At 25.5% G+C, this 24288-nt stretch carries 27 protein-coding genes and 3 tRNA genes; 5 read left to right on the top strand and 25 right to left on the bottom strand.

Translation table 4 applies throughout. The features are described from left to right. Window positions 1–18: 18 nt before the first annotated feature. The 3 genes from SDIMI_RS03690 to pgsA are packed head-to-tail and all read right to left on the bottom strand — an operon-like array spanning window position 19 to window position 1965. Window positions 19–522 carry an L-threonylcarbamoyladenylate synthase gene (locus SDIMI_RS03690; RefSeq protein ID WP_020836650.1) on the bottom strand — a complete coding sequence of 168 codons (504 nt, stop codon included), beginning with the start codon at window positions 520–522 and terminating at the stop codon, window positions 19–21. After that, a complete protein-coding gene (locus SDIMI_RS03695) occupies window positions 522–1322 on the bottom strand; it encodes an SDR family NAD(P)-dependent oxidoreductase (protein WP_020836651.1) in 801 nt (266 codons plus the stop codon). The genes SDIMI_RS03690 and SDIMI_RS03695 overlap by 1 nt, the downstream gene beginning before the upstream one ends. Beyond that, on the bottom strand, window positions 1309–1965 hold the full coding sequence (gene pgsA, locus SDIMI_RS03700; protein WP_020836652.1) for a CDP-diacylglycerol--glycerol-3-phosphate 3-phosphatidyltransferase: 657 nt from the start codon (window positions 1963–1965) through the stop codon (window positions 1309–1311). The genes SDIMI_RS03695 and pgsA overlap by 14 nt, the downstream gene beginning before the upstream one ends. A gap of 105 nt (window positions 1966–2070) precedes the next feature. Here pgsA and SDIMI_RS03705 point away from each other — a divergent pair, with 105 nt between their 5' ends. After that, window positions 2071–2799: a DUF3800 domain-containing protein gene (locus SDIMI_RS03705; RefSeq protein ID WP_020836653.1), complete on the top strand. Its 729-nt coding sequence runs from the start codon at window positions 2071–2073 to the stop codon at window positions 2797–2799. Window positions 2800–2827: 28 nt separating this feature from the next. Here the strand turns inward: SDIMI_RS03705 and SDIMI_RS03710 are convergent, their stop codons facing one another. The 8 genes from SDIMI_RS03710 to ytpR form a co-directional block, all read right to left on the bottom strand. Next, complete coding sequence (locus tag SDIMI_RS03710; protein ID WP_020836654.1) at window positions 2828–3559, bottom strand: hypothetical protein; 732 nt, start codon at window positions 3557–3559, stop codon at window positions 2828–2830. A 5-nt stretch (window positions 3560–3564) separates the two neighbouring features. Beyond that, entirely contained in the window at window positions 3565–4815 is a 1251-nt protein-coding gene (tyrS, locus tag SDIMI_RS03715; protein WP_020836655.1) for a tyrosine--tRNA ligase, read from the bottom strand. A 2-nt stretch (window positions 4816–4817) separates the two neighbouring features. Continuing rightward, window positions 4818–5318, bottom strand: a complete 501-nt coding sequence (locus SDIMI_RS03720) for a hypothetical protein (RefSeq protein ID WP_020836656.1) — start codon at window positions 5316–5318, stop codon at window positions 4818–4820. A gap of 15 nt (window positions 5319–5333) precedes the next feature. After that, a complete protein-coding gene (locus SDIMI_RS03725) occupies window positions 5334–5684 on the bottom strand; it encodes a hypothetical protein (RefSeq protein ID WP_020836657.1) in 351 nt (116 codons plus the stop codon). 83 nt (window positions 5685–5767) lie between these two features. Continuing rightward, the gene (locus SDIMI_RS03730; protein WP_020836658.1) at window positions 5768–6460 is read right to left on the bottom strand and encodes a hypothetical protein; all 693 of its coding nucleotides are present in this window, start codon (window positions 6458–6460) and stop codon (window positions 5768–5770) included. 12 nt (window positions 6461–6472) lie between these two features. After that, window positions 6473–7399 (bottom strand): hypothetical protein, encoded by a 927-nt coding sequence (locus SDIMI_RS03735; protein ID WP_020836659.1) that lies wholly within the window; start codon window positions 7397–7399, stop codon window positions 6473–6475. Between the two features lie 31 nt (window positions 7400–7430). Beyond that, window positions 7431–8474, bottom strand: coding sequence for a nicotinate phosphoribosyltransferase (locus tag SDIMI_RS03740; protein ID WP_020836660.1), 1044 nt, complete (start codon window positions 8472–8474; stop codon window positions 7431–7433). Continuing rightward, complete coding sequence (gene ytpR, locus SDIMI_RS03745; protein ID WP_020836661.1) at window positions 8464–9048, bottom strand: YtpR family tRNA-binding protein; 585 nt, start codon at window positions 9046–9048, stop codon at window positions 8464–8466. The genes SDIMI_RS03740 and ytpR overlap by 11 nt, the downstream gene beginning before the upstream one ends. Window positions 9049–9127: 79 nt before the next feature. Here ytpR and SDIMI_RS03750 point away from each other — a divergent pair, with 79 nt between their 5' ends. Genes SDIMI_RS03750 through SDIMI_RS03760 form a run of 3 tightly spaced genes read left to right on the top strand, consistent with a single transcriptional unit; the run spans window position 9128 to window position 11670 of the window. Beyond that, window positions 9128–9979 carry a DegV family protein gene (locus SDIMI_RS03750; protein WP_020836662.1) on the top strand — a complete coding sequence of 284 codons (852 nt, stop codon included), beginning with the start codon at window positions 9128–9130 and terminating at the stop codon, window positions 9977–9979. Next, entirely contained in the window at window positions 9970–10797 is an 828-nt protein-coding gene (locus SDIMI_RS03755; RefSeq protein WP_020836663.1) for a DegV family protein, read from the top strand. The genes SDIMI_RS03750 and SDIMI_RS03755 overlap by 10 nt, the downstream gene beginning before the upstream one ends. A 12-nt stretch (window positions 10798–10809) precedes the next feature. Beyond that, window positions 10810–11670 (top strand): DegV family protein, encoded by an 861-nt coding sequence (locus tag SDIMI_RS03760; RefSeq protein ID WP_020836664.1) that lies wholly within the window; start codon window positions 10810–10812, stop codon window positions 11668–11670. A 30-nt stretch (window positions 11671–11700) separates the two neighbouring features. On the opposite strand, the gene SDIMI_RS03765 is transcribed toward SDIMI_RS03760, so the two are convergent. From SDIMI_RS03765 to coaD, 12 genes are all read right to left on the bottom strand, one after another. Then, a tRNA-Trp gene (locus tag SDIMI_RS03765) sits at window positions 11701–11776 on the bottom strand. Window positions 11777–11820: 44 nt separating this feature from the next. After that, window positions 11821–11896, bottom strand: a tRNA-Trp gene (locus SDIMI_RS03770). Window positions 11897–11942: 46 nt separating this feature from the next. Further along, window positions 11943–12383 (bottom strand): Fur family transcriptional regulator, encoded by a 441-nt coding sequence (locus tag SDIMI_RS03775; RefSeq protein ID WP_020836665.1) that lies wholly within the window; start codon window positions 12381–12383, stop codon window positions 11943–11945. Window positions 12384–12386: 3 nt separating this feature from the next. After that, a complete protein-coding gene (locus SDIMI_RS03780; protein ID WP_020836666.1) occupies window positions 12387–12611 on the bottom strand; it encodes a phosphopantetheine-binding protein in 225 nt (74 codons plus the stop codon). Window positions 12612–12636: 25 nt separating this feature from the next. Then, entirely contained in the window at window positions 12637–13062 is a 426-nt protein-coding gene (locus SDIMI_RS03785) for a hypothetical protein (protein ID WP_020836667.1), read from the bottom strand. Then, window positions 13040–13999, bottom strand: coding sequence for a hypothetical protein (locus SDIMI_RS03790; protein WP_020836668.1), 960 nt, complete (start codon window positions 13997–13999; stop codon window positions 13040–13042). The genes SDIMI_RS03785 and SDIMI_RS03790 overlap by 23 nt, the downstream gene beginning before the upstream one ends. Window positions 14000–14370: 371 nt before the next feature. Continuing rightward, window positions 14371–14446, bottom strand: a tRNA-His gene (locus tag SDIMI_RS03795). Between the two features lie 83 nt (window positions 14447–14529). After that, window positions 14530–17394, bottom strand: coding sequence for a 2-oxo acid dehydrogenase subunit E2 (locus tag SDIMI_RS04510; RefSeq protein WP_020836669.1), 2865 nt, complete (start codon window positions 17392–17394; stop codon window positions 14530–14532). Between the two features lie 69 nt (window positions 17395–17463). Continuing rightward, complete coding sequence (locus tag SDIMI_RS04515; protein WP_020836670.1) at window positions 17464–18732, bottom strand: Pr6Pr family membrane protein; 1269 nt, start codon at window positions 18730–18732, stop codon at window positions 17464–17466. A gap of 78 nt (window positions 18733–18810) precedes the next feature. Beyond that, the gene (locus tag SDIMI_RS03810; protein ID WP_020836671.1) at window positions 18811–20001 is read right to left on the bottom strand and encodes an acetate kinase; all 1191 of its coding nucleotides are present in this window, start codon (window positions 19999–20001) and stop codon (window positions 18811–18813) included. Next, entirely contained in the window at window positions 20001–20984 is a 984-nt protein-coding gene (pta, locus tag SDIMI_RS03815; RefSeq protein WP_020836672.1) for a phosphate acetyltransferase, read from the bottom strand. The genes SDIMI_RS03810 and pta overlap by 1 nt, the downstream gene beginning before the upstream one ends. 2 nt (window positions 20985–20986) lie before the next feature. After that, complete coding sequence (gene coaD / locus SDIMI_RS03820; protein ID WP_020836673.1) at window positions 20987–21418, bottom strand: pantetheine-phosphate adenylyltransferase; 432 nt, start codon at window positions 21416–21418, stop codon at window positions 20987–20989. Window positions 21419–21520: 102 nt separating this feature from the next. Between coaD and SDIMI_RS03825 the strand changes: the two genes are divergently transcribed. After that, window positions 21521–22258: a type III pantothenate kinase gene (locus SDIMI_RS03825; RefSeq protein WP_020836674.1), complete on the top strand. Its 738-nt coding sequence runs from the start codon at window positions 21521–21523 to the stop codon at window positions 22256–22258. Between the two features lie 27 nt (window positions 22259–22285). On the opposite strand, the gene SDIMI_RS03830 is transcribed toward SDIMI_RS03825, so the two are convergent. Together SDIMI_RS03830 and SDIMI_RS03835 are read right to left on the bottom strand one after the other, a co-directional pair. Beyond that, on the bottom strand, window positions 22286–23200 hold the full coding sequence (locus SDIMI_RS03830) for an alpha/beta fold hydrolase (RefSeq protein ID WP_020836675.1): 915 nt from the start codon (window positions 23198–23200) through the stop codon (window positions 22286–22288). A gap of 75 nt (window positions 23201–23275) precedes the next feature. After that, complete coding sequence (locus tag SDIMI_RS03835) at window positions 23276–24232, bottom strand: L-lactate dehydrogenase (RefSeq protein WP_418064538.1); 957 nt, start codon at window positions 24230–24232, stop codon at window positions 23276–23278. Window positions 24233–24288: the final 56 nt, after the last annotated feature.

Raw genomic sequence — 24288 nt, forward strand, 5'->3', positions numbered from 1 at the left:
TAAAATCTATTTTTTTTATTATCTAATTACCTTATTTTCAATGAGATCTATTATTTTTGAAGGTTTCGAAATTAGTTCCCCATCCCAAAATACTTCACTTACTTTTATATTAAATAATCTAAATTCTTCTAATTTAGTTAAAAAAGGATTTCCAGAGTAATTAACACTTGTTGAATAAATTAAACCAACTCTATTTATTATCTTTTTTAAATCTTTTCTTTTAACCATTCTTAACGCAATTGAACTATTTTTAGTTTTTAAAATTTGTGTTATTGGTTCTTTGCTCTTTGTATTTTTTTTAAATTGCTCAGTAATTTTAACTAAATTTTTAATTTGAGATAATTTTGAAAATAAAACTATTAGTTTTTTAGATTGGTCTGATTTTTTAATTAGATTTATTTGCTTTTCATTTTCCTCATTAAAAATCGCACTTAAACCATATATTGTATCTGTTGGTAATATTACAACTTTATTTTCTTTTAAAAGAGTTGTAGCTAATTTAATTTCTTTACTTTTAAGCATTATTTTCTTTTTCTCTGATAATTGTAAACTGAGTTTAGAACAGTTGATTCAGGAGCTCATTTTGTAATTCATTTAATAAATTTATTAATTTTACCAGTAACAATATAATTTTTTCTTTTTGTGTTTAAGCCAGAATATAAACTCTTTCTTGCATATACATTTGTTTTCATTACTTTAACATTTGATTTATATTTTGCTTCATTTTGATTACTACTTCTATTTCAAAAGTCAGTCTTTAAAGGACCTGGGCATAAAGTTATTACTCTAACTTTTGATTTAGTTTTTTTAAGTTCTGTATTTATTGCTACACCTAAACTTCAAACATATGCTTTTGAAGCATAATAACTTGAAAAAACTGGTGCAGGTGTAAATGAAGCCATTGAACCAATATTTAAAACTCTACCCTTATCTTTTTCTTTAAAATATTCTACAAATAACTTAGTTAAGATGTGCAAAGTTTTAATATTTAAGTCTATCATATTCATTTCTTGTTCTAAATCAGTTTGATCAAAATATCCCCAAACTCCATATCCAGCATTATTTATTAATATTTCAATATCAAAGTTTTTTGCCTTTTCATAAAGATTAGTTGCACCTTCTGGATTACTTAAATCAATATTTCATGATTCAACTTTTAAATCTACATATTTTTCTTGTAAGTTCTTTAAACTTTCTGTATCTCTTGCAACGCCAATTACGTTATAACCTAATTTTAAAAGCTCTTCACAATAAGAATAACCTAAACCTTTGCTTGCCCCTGTCACAATAGCAAAAGCTTCTTTATTTTTATTTTTTTTCATTATTAGTTTTCTCCATAGAACTGTCAAATAGTACTTTTCTATTTGAATACATATAAATTCCTGCTGATAAAATTGAAAGAATTGTTGTAATATACATTGGTATCAGAACTAATTGATTAATTAAACCAAATTCATAAATATTTGACCAAGATTGTAATCCTAAAAAGAACAAAATTGATATACCTATCATTTCAACAGTTGCTCTAATTCTTCCCATTTGATTTGCAGCCATTACAATTGTTGAATTTGCAAGTACTTGTCTTACAACATCAATTATGAAATCACGACAAATTAAAATGACACACATTCATATTGGCAATATTTTAAAGCAGGCAAAAATAATTAATACTGCATTTGTCAATAATTTATCTGCAATTGAATCAAAAAATTTACCAAAATTTGTTACCATATTATATTTTCTTGCAACATAACCATCTAAAAGATCTGTCAAACTAGCAATGATAAAAAGAATACCTGAAATTAAGTATGTTCAACTTAATTGATAATTACCAATACTTATACCATTTCTAAAAATATCTACTCCATTATAACCAACTGAATCCATAGGAGTTAAAAGTAATAAAACAACTATAATTGGAATTAAAAGTATTCTCACTAGTGTAATTTTATTTGCTAAATTCATAAAATTCCTCTTTTCGTTCTTAATTATTATAATACATCACAATAACCAACCTACTTAATATTTCAATATTTAATTGTGATAAAATTAATATAAATGAGGGATTTTATGTCTAATTTCATAGATGAAAAACTATATATAGCATTAGATGAAAGTGGTAAATTAAATCAAAATGATATTGCCAATTTTTTTGTTGTAGGTGGTTTTTTATACTCAGATAAAGATACTGTTAAAACAAAAATAAGACAAATTGAGAACGAAATAAAAAATAAATATAATATACCAAAAAACTTCGAACTTAAAGGAAATAAATCAGATGAGTTAGCAACTGTTGATTTTATTAATACAATTTTTGATGAAATTGGAGATTTAATTCGTCCCATATTTTCAGTAGTCTCAAGAAAAGAATTAAACAAACACTTTACTATTAATGAGATGTTAGCTTATGACTTTTTTGTAAATAACTTAATTCATTTTAATTCAAAATTATTTTCATTTGAAGAAAAATGTAACAGAATATTCTTACTAATGGATGAAAGAAATTTAAAAAAGACAGAATATAATCAATTAGAAAATCTTTTAAAAACAAATTATATAGAAAAACCTTATTCAATAAATACTTATTATTTATCAAGTAAAATTACTGACGTTATTAGACTTGCAGATATATTGGATCATATTGTCTATACTTATTACAACAATCCAACTTCTGAAAAAAATGAAATATTTCAAAATAAGATAAAAAAAGAATATCTTGAAAGAATTAAAAACGGTACTATCTATTATCCATTTAAAGAGTCTTATTTTAAACGTATGAAAGATATGGAAAAGAAATAAAAAAACTAATATATTAATATTAGTTTTTTTAAGCTCTAACTCTATTTTCTTTAAATAATTGTTGTTTTATAACATTTGAAAATATTTCAACATCAACAATTAAACCCATAAACTCTGCATTTGCATTTGATAATTTAACTATATCGTGTACTCATCCATATTCATCAATAAGCGCATTATAATCAATAAAATAATCTAACTTCTTAATTTCATCTTGTTTATTCAATAATTCATTTGATAATAAGACAAGATCATTTACTGTTTCACAAGACATCATTTTTTTTAAACAATCCAAAAATTCTTTAACCTTATTATTGTTAACAAATCTATTAGGTAAATTTTCATATTTGTTCAAAATTCTTTGAGAACTTGAAGTTAATTTTCTTACAACAAACTTTTCATTTAAATCTATAAGTTCTCTTCCTGATTCAGAATGTTTTAGAAAATTTAAATTTATAAATGATTCTTTTATTTTTCTAAATCCTTCATACGCTGATGATAATAATATCTCAGTACTTGCAAAAAATTTATGATCTGCATCTTCTTTAGTTAAAATATTTTGATTTTCTTGTCTTAATAAATTTAATTCATCTATTATTAAATCAATTGAATCTATATTTTTAGTAGTTAAATTTTCTAATAAGAAATCATTTCCTATACTTACATTTTTATTGTTAATTTTTATATTTTTAAAACATTCTTCATTAAAATAGTTTAGTAATTCTTCAAACATATTTTTTAAAATTAAGTTAAAGTCCATATTAATTACTCCTGTGTAATTTCTATAACAATATATTTTTTCTTACCCTTTTTGACAATTATAAAATTATCAACAGTAAACATATTTTCATCAATTAAAGTACCTTCTTTGAAATTATTAATATTATTAATTGTTATTGCATTATCATTTAACAATTCTCTTGCTTCTCTTTTTGAAGAAGCAATTTTACTATCAATTAAAAATTCCAATATTTCTTTATTATTTTCTACTTTAATTTTTTGCATTGAATTTACTATTGAAAGTAACTCTTCTTTTTTCAAATCAATGATATTTCCGCTAAATAATGCTTCTGTTATTTTTTCAGCCTTTTCAAGTCCAGTTTCTCCATGAACAAACTTTGTGATTTCCTGAGCTAATCTTCTTTGCATTATTCTCTTAAATGGAGCTTTTGAGTGCTCTTCATTAATTGATTTAATTTCTTCAACTGAAAGTGTTGTTAAAAACTTGAAAAGTTTATCACAATCTTCATCATCTTGATTAAAGAAAAATTGATAGAATTCATATTCACTTGTTTTAGTTTTATCTAATCAAATTGCTCCTGATTCAGTTTTACCAAATTTTACACCATCTTTTTTTGTTAAAAGATTCATTGTAATACCACAAGCTTTAGAATTTTCTCTACCTACTTTGCTTGCAATGTAATCTGTTCCACTTGTTATATTTCCCCATTGATCAGATCCACCAATTTGAACTCAACAATTTTTATCTTCATATAGTCTAAAGAAGTCATAACCTTGAAGCATAGTATATGAAAATTCAGTAATACTTAATCCCTTTTCAATTCTAGACGAAATATTTTCTTTTGCTAATAAGTATGCAAGATTAAAATCCTTACCAATATCTCTTAAAAAATCAATAAGAGACATTTTACCTAATCAATCATTATTATTTACAACACTAATATCTGGAATTAAAAAATCTAATTGTTTTTTAATTCCCTGAATATTTTTTTCAACTTGTTCTAAAGTTAATAAATTTCTCTCTTCGCTCTTAAAACTTGGATCACCTATCATTCCAGTTCCTCCACCAATAATTGCAATTGGAGCAAAACCAAAATCCTTAAATCTTTTTAAATTAATAATTTGAATCAAGTGACCAACATGCAAAGAATCTGCTGTTGGGTCAAAACCACAATATATACCTGCTCCTTCATTTTGAGCATTTTTTATTTTTTCTTCATTAGTATATTGTTTTAATAAATCTCTTTCCTTCAGTTCATCCAAAATATTATGCATGACTATTTCTCCTTAATATTTACTTTTGTTGTTTTTTCTGAGTCACCTTGTTCATAAACATCATCACTCATACTAATTGATACATCTTTTACTTTTGAATATACTTCATCAGCTTTATCTATAATATCAACAGTTATCATTGCTAAATCCTTTGCAATAATTTTTACATTATCAGATTTTGCAAGTTCTTGACCAACTTTTACTGTTGATTGACCAATTTTTTGTAAAGCTTTGAATGCTAATTCTTTTGTTTTTGCTGCATCTAATTCATCGCTTGCTTCTCTAATATTTGATAATTTCATTTCTATATTTGCCACAATCTCATCACTTTCATTACCTTGTGATTTTTCTCAAGATTCTTCAATTGTAGCTATTAATTTTTTAATTTGAGGTCTATATTTTTTAACATAGTCAACAAAGTCTGATCTAATTTCTACTCCTCTTTTTGGAGCTAACATCATACCTATAAAGACTCATGAGGCCAATTTTAATAATTTAAACATTTTAATACCTCCTGATTAATCTTCTGAGTTCGCAAATTCTCTTAATTTATCAACTAATTTATAAATCACATCTTTATTTTTAGTTGCAACTTTTACTCATGATTTAACATTTCTTTTCGCAAATGCATCAAAAATATCAGCATAATTTGTTACTCTTGCAACTGTATCAACAGTAGCATTTAGCATTTCTGATTTATAAGTTAGATCTTCGAAAAAGTAATCTACTTTCTTAGCAGCTATTCCAACTTTTCTTAAAGTAATAATTGTATATAAAGTTAGTATGATAGCAAGAGCTAATAAAATAACTATCATTACTGTTTGAGTTGTTTCAACTGCTTGTGAAGCAAAAATTAATGTTAAGTTCATATTTAATCTCCTAATAATCATTAAAATTATACAACACTAACAAAGTTTTTGTAATATAAATTAGATATAAAAAAACTTGATAACTATTCATCGTCATCAAGTATTCCTAATCTTTCCATTCAATTATCACTACTTCTTTTTGGTTCTACTTTTAATTCATTTTTAATTTGATTTGATCATGAAGATTTATTTTTGTTTCTTAACTCTACAAGTTTTCTTGCTCTCTCTGTTTCTGCATTATATGCATTATTGTAAATATGTTTTCTTCTATCACCAAGTGATATTTTATTATCTCTTAAAATAATAGTGTCTATATCATCATGTATCTTGTCAAAAACTCTTAAGTATTCAGCTTGAAGTTTTACTGTTTTTTCTAATTCTTCTTCATTTTCTTGTGCAATTAAGCTGCCTATTTTTTTATTTGTTTTTGAAATTAATCTAGAAATTTTCAATTCTTCTTTAAATAATTTTTTTTCAAAAGTTCTATTTGATTTTTCAATTTGTTTATATTCTGTTTGAATATTTGTCATTGTTTCTTCAATCTCTTTTTGTTGTTCATCTGTAAAAGGAAGATTTTTCTTTTTTCTTGGTTTAATAAGAGCAACTTGATCGCTTTCTTGTCCTCTTTCTTTTCTTTTTGGAACATAAAAATTATTAGCTGCTATTTTTGAATTAATTAAAATATTACTATTTTTAATTTCATCAAGTCTTTTTTTAGTTTGTTCTGTTTCAAAATCTTTTCCTTGAATTAAATCATTTTTATTATTTTCGTCCATTTAGACATCACCCTATTCCTTTTTGTCTTGAAGCCTTCTTGGTTTAATAAGTTCAGGTTTCCTATCTGGTTTTGTACTTTCCTTTAATAATTCATCAAATTCTTTTAGTTTCTCTTCAAAGAACTCTTCTTTTATTTCTTCATTTAAAAATTTTTTTGAATCAAATTCTTGAATTGTCTGTTCAATTTCTTCTTCTAAATTTCTTAATTTAATTTCTTTTAACTTAAATAATTTGTCTTTAACTTTTTCTTCAATTGAGTTTTGTCTAATTTGACTCTTACCCACAGCCATAAATATGCTTAGATCTTGTTGAGTTTCATCAATCAAAGATTTATTCTCTAAGTGTGATTTAGATTCTTTTTTTCTTTCATCTCTTTGATTTTGAATTTCTTGAGATAACCTTCTAGCTCTTTCTAATTTTGATTCTAGAGGTTTAGAAGAGTTTTTTTCGTGAAATTCTCTTGCTCTTTCATAATAACTTATTGAATTACTTTTTATTTTCTCTACATCTGTATAAACATCATCATGTACTCCACCATTTTTTCTTAATTCTTCAATTTTTTGAAGTTTCGCAATTACAGGGTCATTTTCAATTATTTCATTTTGAATGCTTTGTGATTTCATTCTTGCTCCATTAATTATAGAACCAAGAACGCCTCCTGTATTATTTGATGATTCAGTTTTTCCTAAATTTCTTCTAATTTCAGCTATTCTATCTGTAACTGAAGTATTTTCTTCATTTAAAGGTCCAGTTGCATATTGCTTTGATATATCTTCAATAGATATTTTATTTGCATCAGGATGATCTGTGAAAACAGGTTCCATATTTAATAGAGGATCATCATTATAAGTTCAATGATTTGGTGCTCTATCTTCATGTTTTTCTTGGGATTCTTGTATTTTTTTATTTCTACTTTTTTTTCTATTTATTAAGTTCATATCAAATCCCCCTTTATCTATCTTTATGGTACTAATTATATTTTATACTTTTTATCTTATTTGAAAGAACATTTTCTCTTCCAAATTTCGATTGTTTTTTTCCATCAATTAGAACTATATCTCCAGTGAAAGCAATTTTATTTTTTGTTATTGCTTCTCCTACGCCATAAATATCTACAGGTGTATTTAAATCTTCAAAATATTTAATTTTATTTTCATCAAATCCTGAAGATACTATTATTTTTACATTTTTATGTCCATTTTCATCCAATTTTTCTCTTAAAAGTTTTACCAATGTTGGATTTACTCCATGAAGTTCATTGTCTTTTTCATTTAGATTTTGCAATGATTTATCAACTAAACTTGGTGAAGTATCTAATCTAACAGCATATACTTCATTTCTAAAATTATTACATACTCTTAAAGAGTCATTAATACAATCATTATTGTAATCAACTAAAACAACAAGATTATTATTTGGAAATACTTCCTTATAAGCTTCTGTTGCTTTTAATAGGTCTCCATCAAATGAAGCAATTAAAGCATGAGGCATTGTACCATTTAAATTTGGTTGAGATTCAAGAAATTCAAATGAAGCCTCAGTAACTAAATTTGTAATACCACCAATTGAAGATGCATATCCATCAATTTGTTGATTTGTATAATAGTCCATTCTATCGTTCATGTTTAAAACCATTTTACCATTTGCAACATTTATAATTTTTTTTGCATTAGTTGCAATAGTTGATGCTCTTGAAAGTATTCCATCAAATAATCCCTCAAAATGGGCAAAATTATTATATTTTCCAGTTATTTTTAAAACGGGTTCTAATGAATTAACAACTTCACCTTCCTCAACTGCTTCAACATTTAAGTCTTTAACTTCAGATAATCTTAAAATTTCTTTAATAACTTCAATTCCACAAATAACTGTATTTTCTTTTCTTTGAAATCACTGCATTGTAACTAATTGATTAGGTTTAAATTTATTTAAAATTTCTCTGGTCTTTTTGAAATAATCAGCTGAATAATAATTTTCAAATATTTTTAAATCAATGTTAAATTTATTTTTCATTTAAAACCTCTCATATTGATTTTCCAATGTATGAATCATTAAGATCTCATTCCATAATCCCTTGTTTATTATAATTTTCATTTACAATTTCTAATTCTTTTGCAGAACATAACATCCCAAATGAATCAAAACCTTTTAATTTTCCTTGACTTATTCTACTTCCATCAGGCATTCAAGAACCTACTGTTGCTAAAGTAGTATATATATCTTTTTTAACATTACTTGCCCCACAAATTACTTGTATTTCTTCTGCTCCAGTATTCACCTTGCATTTTGATAAATGTGTATCTGGTATTTTTTCACATTCAACTACTTTTGCAATAATAAATTGGTTTTTGTATTCAAAATCTCCAAAATATTTTGAAATGTAAGGTCTTACTAACTCTTGTAATTCATTATCTTCTAAAGAAAATGATTTTTCAGATTGAAAATTAAAAATATTTAATCCTATGATTTGATCATTATTAAATAATATTTCATAGTCCTTTTCCTTTTGAGTTCTAGTAACTTTTGATTCATTAAATGAAATAGCAATTGTCTTAAAACTTTTAATATATTTTAAAAATAATTTCATATTATTAACCTTCTTTTCTATTGGAATAATATCAAAACAATTATATAATATATTAAGTCTTTTATATAGAGGAGGATTTATGAAAATTGCAATTTTAATTGACTCTTCTTGTGGAATTAAAAATACTAAGGATTATAAAGACTTGTATTTAGTTCCATTAATGATCACCAAAGAAGATGGACAACAAATAGCTGATGATGCTAATTTAAAAGATGATGAATTTTACAAATTAAATGATTCACAACTTTTAAAGACATCTCAATCAGTTCCAGGTGATGTTATGGGAAAATGAGATGAATTATTGAAAGAATACGATGAAGTAGTTTGTTTACTATTATCAAAAGGTCTTTCAGGACAATATAATACATTTAGAATGTTTTCTCAAGAAGATGAATATATAAATAAAATACATGTAATTGACACTAACGGTGTAAGTATCGTTATAAAACGTCAGTTAGAATTAGTTCAAAAACTAATAAGTGAAGGTAAAACTGGAAAAGAAGTAAAAGAGATTATAGAGAAATTTTATAATCAAATAAATGGATATATAATTCCAAAATCTCTTGATCAATTGGTTCGTGGTGGAAGAATTAGTAAAGCTGCAGCTGGACTTGCAAAAATATTAAAAATAACACCAATATTAAAATATAATGGTGAAATTGACAAGCAAGGAAAAACAAGAACATTTAAAAAAGCTGTTGAAGAAGCTATTGAATTACTTAAGCACACCTACCCTAATAACAAAAAAATTGATATTTCTTATTCAAGAGCAGATGATGAGACATTAGAGCTTGTTAAAAACATAATTGAAAATAGTGGTTTAGAAATCGGTTTATTTGATAACTTGGCAAATACAATTATTTGCCATACAGGTAGAGAAACATTTGCATTTATGCCATTTGAAGTATGAGGAGAAGAATTATGAAAATAGCTATAATAACTGATTCATCTTGTGGAATAAGTAATATAAGTAGTATCGATGATTTATATTTAGTTCCATTAATGATTACCAAAGAAGATGGGCAACAAGTTGCTGACGACGAATCCTTTAATTCAGATGAATTTTATAAATTAAATGATTCACAAATTTTAAAAACATCTCAATCAATTCCAGGAATTATGATGGGTAAATGAGATGAATTATTAAAAGAATATGATCAAGTAGTATGTTTATTATTATCAAAAGGTCTTTCAGGACAGTTTAGTACTTGCAAAATGCTATCGCAAGAAGATGAATACAAAGATAAGGTCTTTGTTGTGGATACAAATGGTGTGAGTATTGTTTTAAAAAAACAAGTTGAAAGAGCACTTGATTTAAAAAATCAAGGTAAAAGTGCACAAGAGATTAGCGATATTATAGAAAGTGAAAATGATAAGTTTCAAGTATATATAATTCCAAAATCTCTTGATCAATTGGTTCGTGGTGGAAGAATTAGTAAAGCTGCAGCTGGACTTGCAAAAATACTAAAAATAACACCGGTTCTTAAATACGATGGAACAATAGATAAACATGGTAAAACAAGAACATTTAAAAAAGCAGTAGAAGAAGTTTTATTATTATTGAAAGAATATGGTAAAGATAACTATATCGATATCTCTTATTCAAGAATTGATCAAGATACTTTAGAAATGGTTAAAGAACTTGTAACTCAAAATGGTTTTGAGTTAAGAATATTTGATGAAATGCCAAATACAATTACTTGTCATACAGGTAGAGAAACATTTGCATTTTGTACATGAAGTAAATAAGGAGAATATAAGATGAAAATAGGAATATTAGTAGATAGTTCAAGTGGATACAATGTTAGTGAGAGTAAATCAAAAATAGTTAAAGTTATACCTTTGCATTTAATTGTAAATGATAAAGATGATTATTTTGATACTCAAGAACAAGTTGAAGAAAACAATTTAATGAAAGTTTTAGCAAGTGGAATTAAAACAACAACTAGTCAAGCATCACCTGGAGAATTAATGAATAAATATGATGAAATGTTAAAAGAATTTGATCATATTATTCATTTAACAATTCCAAGTAACTTATCTGGGATGTATCAAACTGCAGTTATGACTGCAAATGATGATGATTATAAAGGAAAAATTACAGTAATTAATCACTTTTTAGCTGCAAAATGTGTTGAATTATTAGTAAATAAATACGAAGAAATGATTAACCAAGGAATTACTTCTCCTGAGGAATTCCAAAATGAAGCTGATAAATGAGCAAAAGGTTCTTGAATTTCAATAATACCTGGGGATTTGAAAAAATTTGCACAAGGTGGAAGAGCAAATTCACTTCTAATAACAATGTTAAAAATGATAAAAACAAAAGTTGCGATTCAATGATTAGAAAAACCTCAAAAAATTGGAATGGGAAGAACTTATAGTGCTGTTTTAGATAAAATGATTAGTTCTTTAAAATCAACATTAAGTAATAAATATAAATTATTTCTAGTTTACTTAAAAGAAGCAAATGATAAGGTTTTAGAACAAGTTAGATCTTATTTAAACGAAAATTCAGTAGAATTTAACGAAAGTAAAATTCCAAATGTATTTCCATGACATGCTGGTGTTGATACAATAGCTTTAATTGCAGTTGATTCAACACTATTAGCAAAAAAATAACACCTAAGTGTTATTTTTTTTATTTCTTATTGGCAAGGGTAGCAGGACTTGAACCCACGACACTCGGATTTGGAGTCCGATGTTCTACCAACTGAACTATACCCCTATTAAAAAATACCCTTTTATGGGTATTTGATTTATACTTCTATTTGGCAGGGGTAGCAGGACTTGAACCCACGACACTCGGATTTGAAGTCCGATGTTCTACCAACTGAACTATACCCCTATTAAATACTTTTTAATTATATCATTAAAAAGTATTATGTATAAAACTATGCTTTATTTTCTTTACATTTATTACAAATTCCATGAAGTTCCAATTTAAAATGTTCTAGCTCCATTTTTTTATCTTCAAGTATACTTGAAAATCTAACAAATAATTCATTTGCTAATGACGGACTTTCTAAATGCTCTAAAAAGCCACATTTATCACAAAATATATGCATTAGTTGTGGAGAAATTGCTTCATAAATAATTTGTTTACCATTTATTGTATTTGCAAATAAAAGATGAAGGTCTAAGAAAAGATCAATATTGTTATATATTGACATAACATTAACAGAGCCTAAATCCTTTTCCACCATTGAAATTAATTCATTAATTGTAAAGTGTTTTTTAGAAGCTATTATTTTAAGCATAGCTGTTCTCACATCTGTAAGCTTAATTTTTTTACTTTTAAATAACTCTAAATATTCAGTAAACTTATTTTCCATAAATTAACTTTTTAATTTCTCAATAACTTCTAAAAGGTCACTAACTTTGTTAATTGATAAAAGATCATCATCTGAAATAGTGATATTTAATCTTTCTTCCAAGGTAATAATCATATCCATTAAATCTAATGAATCTAATCCCATTGTTTTAAATTCTGTACCATTTGTTATTGCGCCTTTTGCTCCCTTACTAATAAGAGCCTTTTTTATTTCTTCAAAATAATTCATTTTAATCACCAATAATTATTATATATTAATTTATTTTAAAATTTCAACTATATGTGGTTTCCTTCCCTTGATATCTTGCATTTATTTGAGTTGGTCTATCTGTATCATTTAAATCATAAAAAATTCTTACATTCTCATTTTTCGGACCAAGTTTATTAAATTCTAAAACAAAATAATATTTAAATTCTAAAAAATTAAAGTATTTTTCCTGAGAAAAATTTATTATATACACCTTTTGTTCTAAACTAAAATTTATATTATAGTTACTTTTTATAAAGTCTTTTTCGTTTTCAACAGAAGGCTTCTCTTTCTCTTTCTCAACTTCTATTTCAGTTATTATATTGCTTGAAGAAGCTTTTATATAAAAAAATGTAAAAAAAGATAATAATGATATAAATGAAAATGAATAAAATATTAGTAATAAATAGCTATGAAATTTTTTCTTTTTCATTTATATAATTAATAATTTCCTGTTTATTTTTTCAACCAATCTTATTTAAATCACTTATTTTAAGATTGATTTGATATTTATACTTTTCATTTACATATTTATTATCATAAGAAATATCAAATATTTTTTTATTATTAATATTTGAAACAAAATCTATTGAAAATAGTTTTGAATTATAATCCAATTCTCTATTATAAATAATTAAGTTATTGTATAGTGGATTTCAAACTATCCCATCATATCCATCTTGACTTTCTTCAACTAAAACTTTTGAGATATTATAATTTGTAATATTGGTATTAGTAATTTCAAAACCATTATCATTTATTTCAACTTTATCAGTTAACTTTTTTATTTTATAAAACTCTGAAAAATCAAAATTACTTTTTAATTTTGGTTTTGATTGTAAATAATCTGTTCTATTTAATCCCTCTGCGTACATTTCAAAAAAACTTTTCATTTTTGCACCTAAAATTTGTAAATCAAGCAAACCTCATAATGAGTAATTATTTTCAATTTTCATTATTGGATCTATTGTATTTTTTGCTCTTTGTTCGATATTAATTTTTATATCACTTCTTAAAATATCAAAGTAATGTCTTTTATATCTATTATTAAAATCATAATTTATTTGTCCATAAGCTAAATTAGCAATTGTTGTATCACATTGGTTTTTAAAATATTTATGTTGCGTTAAGTTTCTTCTATCAATTTTTATTGTCCCTACATTAGTGTGAGGTTTTAAACCCTCACCTGCTATATTATAACTTGCACTATAAGTCAAATTTATTTGATTTTGTTCTTCTACTAAATCTGAAGGTATATCTAATTTAATGAAATCGAAGTCTTCAAATTGGAATTTTCCATCTCTTTTGGCTAATATTGAATAACTTGGTATTTCTAAATAATCCTTCTTATCAACCTTTATTAGTTCCATGCCATTTTTTGTTTTAATATAAAACTTTATGGCACCTGATTTTAAAGTTATCTTAGCCTCATTTTTATTTGTTGTTGAAAAATAGTTTGAAAAATAATCATAGCCACCTTTATTTGATAAGCTAGGCCTTACAAAAACTCTATAATATTCTTTTTTATTAAAAATATATTTTTCATTGATAAAAATAGCATCTAAGTTTAGAGTATTTTTTTCAACATCACTTACAGTTATAAATTCTTTATTCTTTAACTCATTTGTAAATTTTATTTCATCCTTAATACTTATATCTAAAATAAGCTCACCCCTATTTTATTATCGGTATATAAACAAAAAAAATCTCTTTACATAATAAAGAGATTTAATTTCTTTGATGGGGCGTATAAAGGGAATTGAACCCTCGAGTGCCGGAACCACAATCCGGTGCGTTAACCACTTCGCCATATACGCCATTAATTAATACCTATTTATTATACTAAAAAAATTATTTAATTAGTATAAAGTATAAAAAAAATACAACAAAATGTTGTATTTTAAGATACTGTTAAAATTTCTGGTTTTTCAAGAATTGATTTTACTTTTGCTAAGAACTTACCTGCTTCTGCTGCATCAATTATTCTTTGATCAATAGTTAAACTCATATTCATAATAGCTTTTATAGCAAGTTTTTCGTTATCAACAACAACAGGTTTTTTAACAACCTTCCCAACTCCAATAACAGCTGCATTTGGATAAAAAATTGTTGGTGTTGCTTGAATAGCACCAATATTTCCATAGTTTGCTATAGTTATAGTGCTTCCATCAGCTTCATAATTATAAAGTTCTCCTGAACGAAGTCTTGTTGTCATTTCTTTAATATCTATTGCAACTTCTTTTATTGATAATTTTTCAACAAATTTCAATACCGGTATTATTAAACCTTCACTTGTTTCAGTTGCTAAACCAATATTATGATATTTCTTTATAATAACTTCATTTGTTTCGGCATCATAACTTGAATTTAATTTTGGATATTCTTCAAGAGCAATTGAAATTGATTTTGCAATAAATGATATTGTTGTAAATTTTATATGATTTTGAGTTTGTTTTAACATATGTTTTAATTTTAAAATAGAACTCATATCAATTTCAGTTGATATTGTTAATGGAGGAATAAAATTTTGACTCAATATCATTGATTTAACAGCTGAACTTCTGTTTTTATTGATTTTTTCTCTTTCAACAACCTTATTTATATCATTTGATTCAAATTGTAAATAACCTTGTGAGTTATCTGGTTTATCTTTTTCAAAATTAACATCGTTTATATTTTCTTCTTCTCTTTCTCTTTTTTCAGAATTAATTCTCTCTTGTTTTTCTAATTCATATTTTTGTCTTAATTCTTTTTCTATTCTTTGAGAAATTTCATTTTCTAAACGTGCAAGTTCCTCTTCTTTTTTTTGCTTTTCTTTAAGTTCATTAGCAAAAACATTAATTTCCTCTTTGATGATTGCTTTTAGATCTCCTGCACTTACTTCTTTATTTGGTTCTCTTTTTGTATTCATACTTTGCATCATGTTTTGCATTAACATATATTGCATCATTTGACCAAAAGTATCAGTACCTGCATTAAAATTTGATTGTTGATTTAATTTAGAAGTAGCTGCATTAAGTTGATTTTGTTCTTTTAAAGTTTTTTGAAGTTCTTTAATTTGCTCTTTTAAAAAGTCCACTGTTTCATCTGCAACTTTTTTATCTGATGCTTTTACTAACTCTTCATCTTTTTTAATTATTTCAGTTTTAATTTCTTTTTGAACAATCTTAGGTGTTTTTGCTAAAATTGATTCTTGTTCAATTTCTTTTAATTCATCAGTACCAGCATTCAATCCTAATTCTTGAGTTTTTTCTATGTACTCTTCTTCATCTTTATAAGCTGTATATAGATTTGTTGCTCTAAGTCAGTTTTCAAATTCTTGTTTTCCTTTTGGTGTTTCATTATAAGCTTTAAAAAGCATTGCACCTGTAACTGGGTCTTGATAAGGTACTTCTCTTAAAAATTCTTTTGGAATTCCTGTTTCTTTAACTCTCTTACTAAACTCAAGATGTTCTTCTTTTAATCCTCGTTCAACTGCTTTTCTTCTTTCATTAATTACATTTCTTTCATCTCTACTTTTCATAATATCTCAACGTCTATTAGTATCATATAAATTAGAAAGTTTTGATTCAGCATATGTTTTATTTGACTTATGTTCAATTTCTTCAATTAATTCCTTAGGTCTTTTCTTTGGCATAACAATGCCTCCATGTGAATTTAAATCATTTGCATCAATTATTGTTGGTTCTGCATCTTCAACATATCCACCAAATGAAACACCAAAATCACCATCTTCACTGGCAGCTTGTCTCATAAATTTATCATCTGATTTTACTTCAAGATTCTTTTGTTTCATTTTTTCAACCTCTTGTTTATTTTGTATAAGATCAATTTTTGCTTTTTCTTTTTCACTGTCTAATACTGAATTTTCTTTGGTAGCTACAAGATCTTTTTCTAAAACATCTGGATCTCCACCAGACTTATTTAATTTTTCAATTCTTGCTTGAATTATATTTCTCATAATAAGTGGTCTACCCTTATCATCTAATTTAGACATTGCATTAATTTCTTGATCAACTTCTTTAATTTCCTTAAATTCATTTTCTTCAAGTAATTTTTCTTTTCTTGCTTGAACTAATTGTCTAAATTTACTTACTCCACTTGTATTATTGGTTGAAAATAAATTATTTCCTTCTAATGAACTCATATCTTCATTTGTAATTTTCAACAATTCTTCTTTGGTTAAATCACCCATTACTTTATTTTGAGGTGAATTTTCTGTTATTTTTCGAATATTAGCTCTCATTTGAGCAAATCTATCTTTTGGTTGTCCATTTGACTCACTCATAATTTTATCCCTCTCCTCAAGTTTTTTTAATTTTTCAGTAGAATCTACTATATCATCTTCTCCATTAGAAAATGGAGTTACAGCTTGATTATATCTATCATACATTACAGCTCCAGAAAATAAATCCGCATCTGTTTCAACTGATTTTAAATTTAATTCAACGTCTTTTTCAGAAAGGTATACATCTTCTTCTGGGATATGTTGTATATCTCCCTTTTTGAAATACCTATTTTTAAATTTTTGAATTTCTTTTTCTCCAATTGCAATATTTGCTAATATACTTCCATTTTTAATTGGGCTACCCAGTTGTATTGTCTTTGTAACAACACCATTATAATTTGATTTAATATTAACTTTTTTACCATTTTCTAATTCTATAAGAGCAAAGTCATCTCCAAAAGCAATTTCATCTCCTGAGAATAATCATTCTTTTAGAATTCCTTTAGTTTGTAAATTTCTAGCCCTCAAATGTACCATAACTTAATCGCCCTCCAGTTATATACCACCTATTATTATATAAAAAATAAAGGCAAATTCCTACCTTTATTAATCAACATATTTAGGTTTAAATATTAAAACACCTTTTTTTACCAATTTTTTATATCTTTCAGCTTCTCTTAAATTTTCTTTTACAAATGCTCGATCTTTATAATTAATTGAAAGTATAAATCTTTTTACTTGCTCTTTTGTACTTTTATAGACTGCTTTATCTTTTTTTATAGCTGCCTTTTTCAATTTTTGTTCTAATATTTGAGACTTAATATACTCATCCTTTTTTATTTTTCTTTGATTTCTTTCCAAAGAATTAATACTTTTTATAAAGACTTTGTATTTTGTTTTATTATGTAATCTATCTAATTTTAGAATATTTTTTGCTTTGCTTCTTTCTAACTTAACTTTCTTTTTACGATATGCATGTTCTTCGCTTGTAATAAGTTTTCCCTCAATATCATGTCATCTATAAAATTTACCATTATTTCAATTTAAATAAATAAATTGAAGTCCTATTACAAGTGTTGCAATTGATATGCAGGCAAATATAAATACAATTATCATAGCTCATTGTGGTAAAAAATTTTCACTTATTGAATTTCATTGACCATTAGATTCATATCTTAATTCGTATTTATGAATATTAAAAAATCAATATGGGTATCACATTTGTTGACTAAAATGCCTAGTTTGTTCTATTACTCCATTTTCTGCAGTTCATAATGTTTTTCAAATAGGATGTGTAAAATCATTACTATAAATATCAGAAAAAAAGTTCGGTGAGTAATATTGAAATCTAATTTCTCCCCTTACCATAGAGAATATTAAATAACCAGTTGGATAAGCACATGTAACTGGTAGTGAAAATTTTGAGTGTTTTCTGGGAGAATAATATTCATCTCCACAAGATAATAAAAAATAACCTATCATTATTGTTGGAATAAATATATGTAATATAATTGTTGAAACTCAACTTGATGGATAATAGGCGTTAATTTCATCTCCTGAAGCTAAAAGTCCAAATCAAAAAACAATCATTGTAACAGTAATATAAACTGTCATAGCAAGTTCTATACCAAAAGCTGGTTTAGCATTATAAATTCTTCTCATAAATAGTGCAACTATTAGATATAGAACTACTGCATAATTAGATTGTGTTGTAAAAAAAGCATAATAAATGTTAATTCTTTCAATTGTTGGAATACCTTCTAAGTTCTTCTTTGGAGCATAAACTTGTAATACAAAATCGAATGCAAGAAAGACAACTAAAGCAATTAAAACCATAACTTTTAAAGAAAATTCAAAATCTTTATTTAATTTCATTACTTCACCTTCTTCTCATTGTAAGAATTATATCTAATTAAAAAGAAAAAACCAAACCCGAGGTCTAGTTTTTAATAATTATAAAAATTTAAGTGTTTCATTACAGATCATTAATTCCTCATTAGTTCTTACTTTTAATATAGATATCTTTGATTCTTTTGAAGAAATATTTAAATAATCTGAATATTTTTCCTCATTTAATTGAGAGTCAATTACTAATCCTAATAAATTTGATTTTTGAGTAATTTTTTCTCTAATTAAAGCTGCATTTTCTCCAATTCCTGCTGTGAAAATAATTCCATCAATTTTATCATTAATCTGATTTGCAAATTTAACTATAAAATCTGCAACTATTTGTGTATAAAGTTCTACTGCTAATGAAGCTTTGTCATTTCCTTTTGTAGATTGTTCAATGACATCTCTCATATCACTACTAATTTCACTTATTCCTTGTAACCCAGATTGTTTATTTAATATATCTGTTATTTCAAATAAGTCTTTTCCAGTTTCTTTTGAAATATATTGAATTATTGAAGGGTCAATGTCTCCACTTCTTGTACCCATCATTAAACCAGCAAGTGGAGTTAATCCCATTGTTGTATTAAATGATTTTCCATTTTTAATTGCACAAACACTTGCACCATTTCCTAAATGACAAACAATAAGATTTAAATTCTCTTGTTTTTTATTAAAAATTTCTTGTGCTTTAAATGCAATATATTCATAACTAATACCATGGAAACCATATTTTCTTACTTGATATTTTGAATATCATTCATACGGAACAGTGTACATATAATTAACTTCTGGCATAGTTTGATGATATGAAGTATCAAAACACCCTACTAATTTAGCATTTGGTAAACTTTTTTCAAATGCATTTATTGAAGTTAAAGCTCCTGGATTATGCAATGGTGCTAATCTTATATTTTCTTCAATAGTTTTTTTAATTTCATCAGTTATTTCAACTGGTTTAACTACTTTATCTCCACCATGGACTATTCTGAAACCAATACCTTTAATATCTTCTGGTTTTTCAATTACTTTTAATTCTGTAAATTTATTTAGAATTAATTGAACAGCATCTAAATGGTCATTCATTTGATTATTAAACTCATGTTTTTCTCCTTCGATTTCAATTGTTAATCTTCCATCTACAGAAATTCTTTCTGCTAAACCTTCAACTTTTGAAATTGGATTTGAAGAATTTGATATATCAAATAATTTAAATTTTATTGAACTACTTCCGGCATTTACTACTAAAATCATTATTCATTTCCTCCATTAAACATTGATGTGTAAATTGTAATTATTGATGTTTGTTTAATATCTTCTAAAGTAGCTCCTCTTGATAGATCATTTACAGGCTTATTTAAACCAAGAATAAATGGTCCAGCTGCTTGAAAATTACCAAATCTTTGTGCTATTTTATAACCTATGTTTCCTGCATTTAAATCTGGAAATACATATACATCTGGATGCTCTTTTGTAATTATTGTATTTGGGTATTTTTTATCTCTTACACTTTTATCAAAAGCTGAATCAAATTGCATTTCTCCATCAAATAAAATGCCTTCAATTTGTTTTTCTTTTAATATTTGCACTGCTTCTTTTACTTTATCAACAGTTGGCCCCATACCTGATCCATTTGTTGAATAACTTAGCAAGCTAACTTGAACATCCTTTTCGTTTAATTGTTTTGCAAAATCTGCAGCCATTGACGCAATGTCTGCTAATTGTTGAGAGTTTGGATCTACATTCAATGCACAATCTGTAAATATATAGCTTTCAGTATCTTTAGACATTAAAAATACTGATGATGCTATTGAGTAGTTTGCACTAGTTTTAATAATTTGTAATGCTGGTCTTAATGTATCTGCTGTTGTATATTCCAAACCACAAATCATTGCGTCAGCTAAATTCATTTTCATCATCATTACACCAAAATAAGTTCTTTGATTAATTAATTTCATTGCAGTTGCTTGATCTGCTTTACCCTTTCTTACTTCTAGAAAGACTTTAATCATTTCACTTTGATCATATTCATCAATAATAATAGTTTTCACTTTTTCATTTAAGTTACTTGGAAGTTCACTTTTTGTATTAAATAATAAGACTGGTATTGCTAAATCATTTTCAACTAAGAAATTTGCGTTCTGTTGAATTTTTTCTTGAGTTCCTTCTGGAAATACAACTATTTGTTTCTTTTCAATTGATTTAATTTTATTTTCAATTTCTTTTATTGTTCACATACTTAATTCTCCTTATTTTTATATTTTTCAATTTCTTTTAATAATGATGAGGAAATTTTTCTATTTTCATTATCAGATAAAAATAATACTGTTTCTAAATCTTTAAATAAACTTTTATTTCCATCATTTAATTCAATTTCATATTCAAGTGTTTGAGCATCTCTAATTCCTCTAACAACATATTGTACATCTCTATTTTTTGCAAATTCTGCTGTTAACTGATTTTCATTGATTTCAATTTTTACATTTTTAATATCTTTTGTCATTAATTTTATTTTATCAACTCTACTCTTTAAATCTGGATTGCTATTTTTTGCAATATTTTTTGTAATAACAATAATTACTTCATCAAAGAGTTTTGAAGCTTTTAACAATATATTTAAATGTCCTTCATGAAATGGATCAAAGCTTCCTGGATAAATTGCTCTTTTCATATTAACCCTTTCTTAATATCAATATAATTTTATAATTAATTTAATGAAATTTTTTTCCTTTCTAATATTTTATGTAATAAAATTATTAAAATGAGGTAAAAAATGAAAACACTTTTAATTGATATTGGAAATACAACAGCAGATTTCAGAATTTGAGATAGTAAATTAAAAATACTTGAAAAAATAATAAGACCTGAAACAAAAGATATGGAATGAAGAAGAAGTAAAATACTAAGTAAATACTTTACAGAGAATAATATTGAGTTTGATCAAATTGCGTATGTATCTGTTGTTCCTGAATGAAATGATATATTAAGAGCATTTGCTATAAATATGAAAACAAATATTTTTAACCTAAGAAGTGATTTTAAAATAGATAAAGAACTATTTGAAATTGATGACATAAACAAATTAGGAGCTGATTTTATTTCAAATTTTTATGGAGCTTTAGCTAAATATGATATAAAAAGTGGAGTAGTTATTTCAATGGGTACAGCATCTACTTTGGCTATTGTGGAAAATTCAAAATTTAAAGGAGCTATTATTTGTCCAGGTTTAAAAAGTTCACTTAATTGTCTAATTTCAAGTGCAGTTCTTTTGCAAAATAATACTTATGAGAAATCAAATAAAACATATGGTAAAAACACTGTTGATGCAATAAATTTCGGAGCTTATAATGCTCATTATTTAATGCTTAGTTCGATAATAAGAGAATTAAAATTTGATTTCGCAATATTTACTGGTGGTAATTCTGTCTTCTTTAAAGAAGAAATTCAAAAAGATAATTTTATTTTTGACGAACAGTTAATTTTCGAAGGTTTAATTAGATTTATTAAATAAAATATGACACATTAACTGTGTCATATTTTATTTATTTAAAAAATTAAGTGTATCATTATATATTTCTTCTTTTGTTATATCAAAAAGAATTTCATGTCTTAAGTTTTCATATAATTTAATTGTTACATCTAAATGAACTTTTTTAAATTTCTTAAATGTTTTTTTAACTGATTTTCCAAAATTACCAACAGGATCATTATTTCCTGAAGCTAAAAGTATTGGCAAATCCTTTCTTATTTTTTTTATATTTGCTATTTTTTGTATATATAAAAGACCTTTAAATAAATCCTTAAATGCTGATGTTGTAAAAATTTGTCCACATAAAGGATCTTCTACAAACTTTCTAACATTTTCTTTATCAATTGAAAGTCATTCACATCCAGTTTCACCTTCTAGTTTAAATTTTTTATTAAAATTTTTATAACTCAAATTTCAAATAAATTGGTCAATATTCTTATGTCCATATTTTTTTTGTCTAAATTTAGCTGTTTTTACTCCAATTTTTAAAGATATAGTACTTTGTCACGCTGTTCCGCTTAATATCAATTTGTCAATTGTTTCAGAGTGATCAATTGCATAATTCCTTGCCAGAAAACTTCCCATTGAATGACCCAACATTATTACTTTTAAATTCTTGTAATTTTTATGTATATAATCATTGATTAGTTTTAAATCAGAGACAACTATTTTTCAACCATCATGTTTTGAAAAATAACCTAATTCATTTTTCTCTAGGTTTGCAGTTTTTCCATGTCCTCTATGGTCATTTGAAACAACAATTCATCCATTTTCATTTAAAAATTTTGCAAAATCTTCATATCTCTTTGAATGTTCACAACTACCATGAACTATTTGTAAAACACCTATTGGATTTTTTACTTTGTCTCAAATATATGTATAAATTTCTTTTCCATCATTTGCTTTTAAAATTATTTCATTCATAAAAATCCCCTATTCATAATATTAGTACAAAAATAAATAAAACTCTTTACAAAAAAGTAAAGAGTTTTATCATAATTATTTAATTGCTTCTTTTGCAATATTAAATACTTCTTTTAATTGTTCACATGATTTATTAAATAATTCTTGTTCTTCATTTGTAATATCTCATTGAATAATTCTTTCAATTCCATTTTTTCCAATTACACAAGGAACACTTGTGTAAATATCTGAGTTATTGTACTCACCTTTTAAGTGTGCACCAACTAATAGCATTTTATGCTCATCTCTTAAAATAGCTTTAACTATTGTTGCTAAACATACACCAATTCCATAATGAGTTGCTCTTTTTTTCTCAATAATTTTATATGCTAAGTGAGTTGCTTCTTCTTTTACTTCATCAAGATCTGATTGAGTAATTAATCCTTCATTTAGATATTCTGCAACAGTTTTACCTAAAACTGTTCCTCTACTTCATGCAGCAACTGATGAATCTCCATGTTCTCCTAATAAGTAAGTTTCAACTGTATTTGGTGCAACATTTAATTTTGCAGCCAATAGTCTTCTTAATCTTGCTGAGTCCAAAGTTGTTCCTGATGAAATAACTTTTGAACTTTCAAATCCTGTAACATTTTGATAAACATAAGTTAAAACGTCAACTGGATTTGAAGCAATAACTGTAATTCCATCAAATCCTGAATTTTTAATTTGAGTTGCAATTTCCTTCATAATTTTTGCATTATCTGCAACCATTTCCAATCTTGTTTCTCCTGGTTTTTGAGGTCTTCCAGCTGTAATTACAACAATGTCAGCATCTTTACAATCTGAATATTCTCCTGCTTTAATTGAGTTAAATGAATTTGTTAGAACTGCTTGTGCATCTGCAATATCCATTTGGTTTCCTTCTGCAGCATCTTTAAAAACGTCAATTAAAACGTAATCTTGTGCTATTCCTTGATTAACAGCTGAATATACAAAACTTGTTCCTACAGCTCCACAACCAACTAATACTATTTTTTTGTTATTTTTCATAATTTATATCGCTCCTACACTTATATATTAATACTTATAAAAAATGATATCTACAAAAT

This window comes from Spiroplasma diminutum CUAS-1, assembly GCF_000439455.1.
GTDB classification, from domain to species: Bacteria; Bacillota_I; Bacilli_A; order Mycoplasmatales; family Mycoplasmataceae; genus Spiroplasma_A; species Spiroplasma_A diminutum.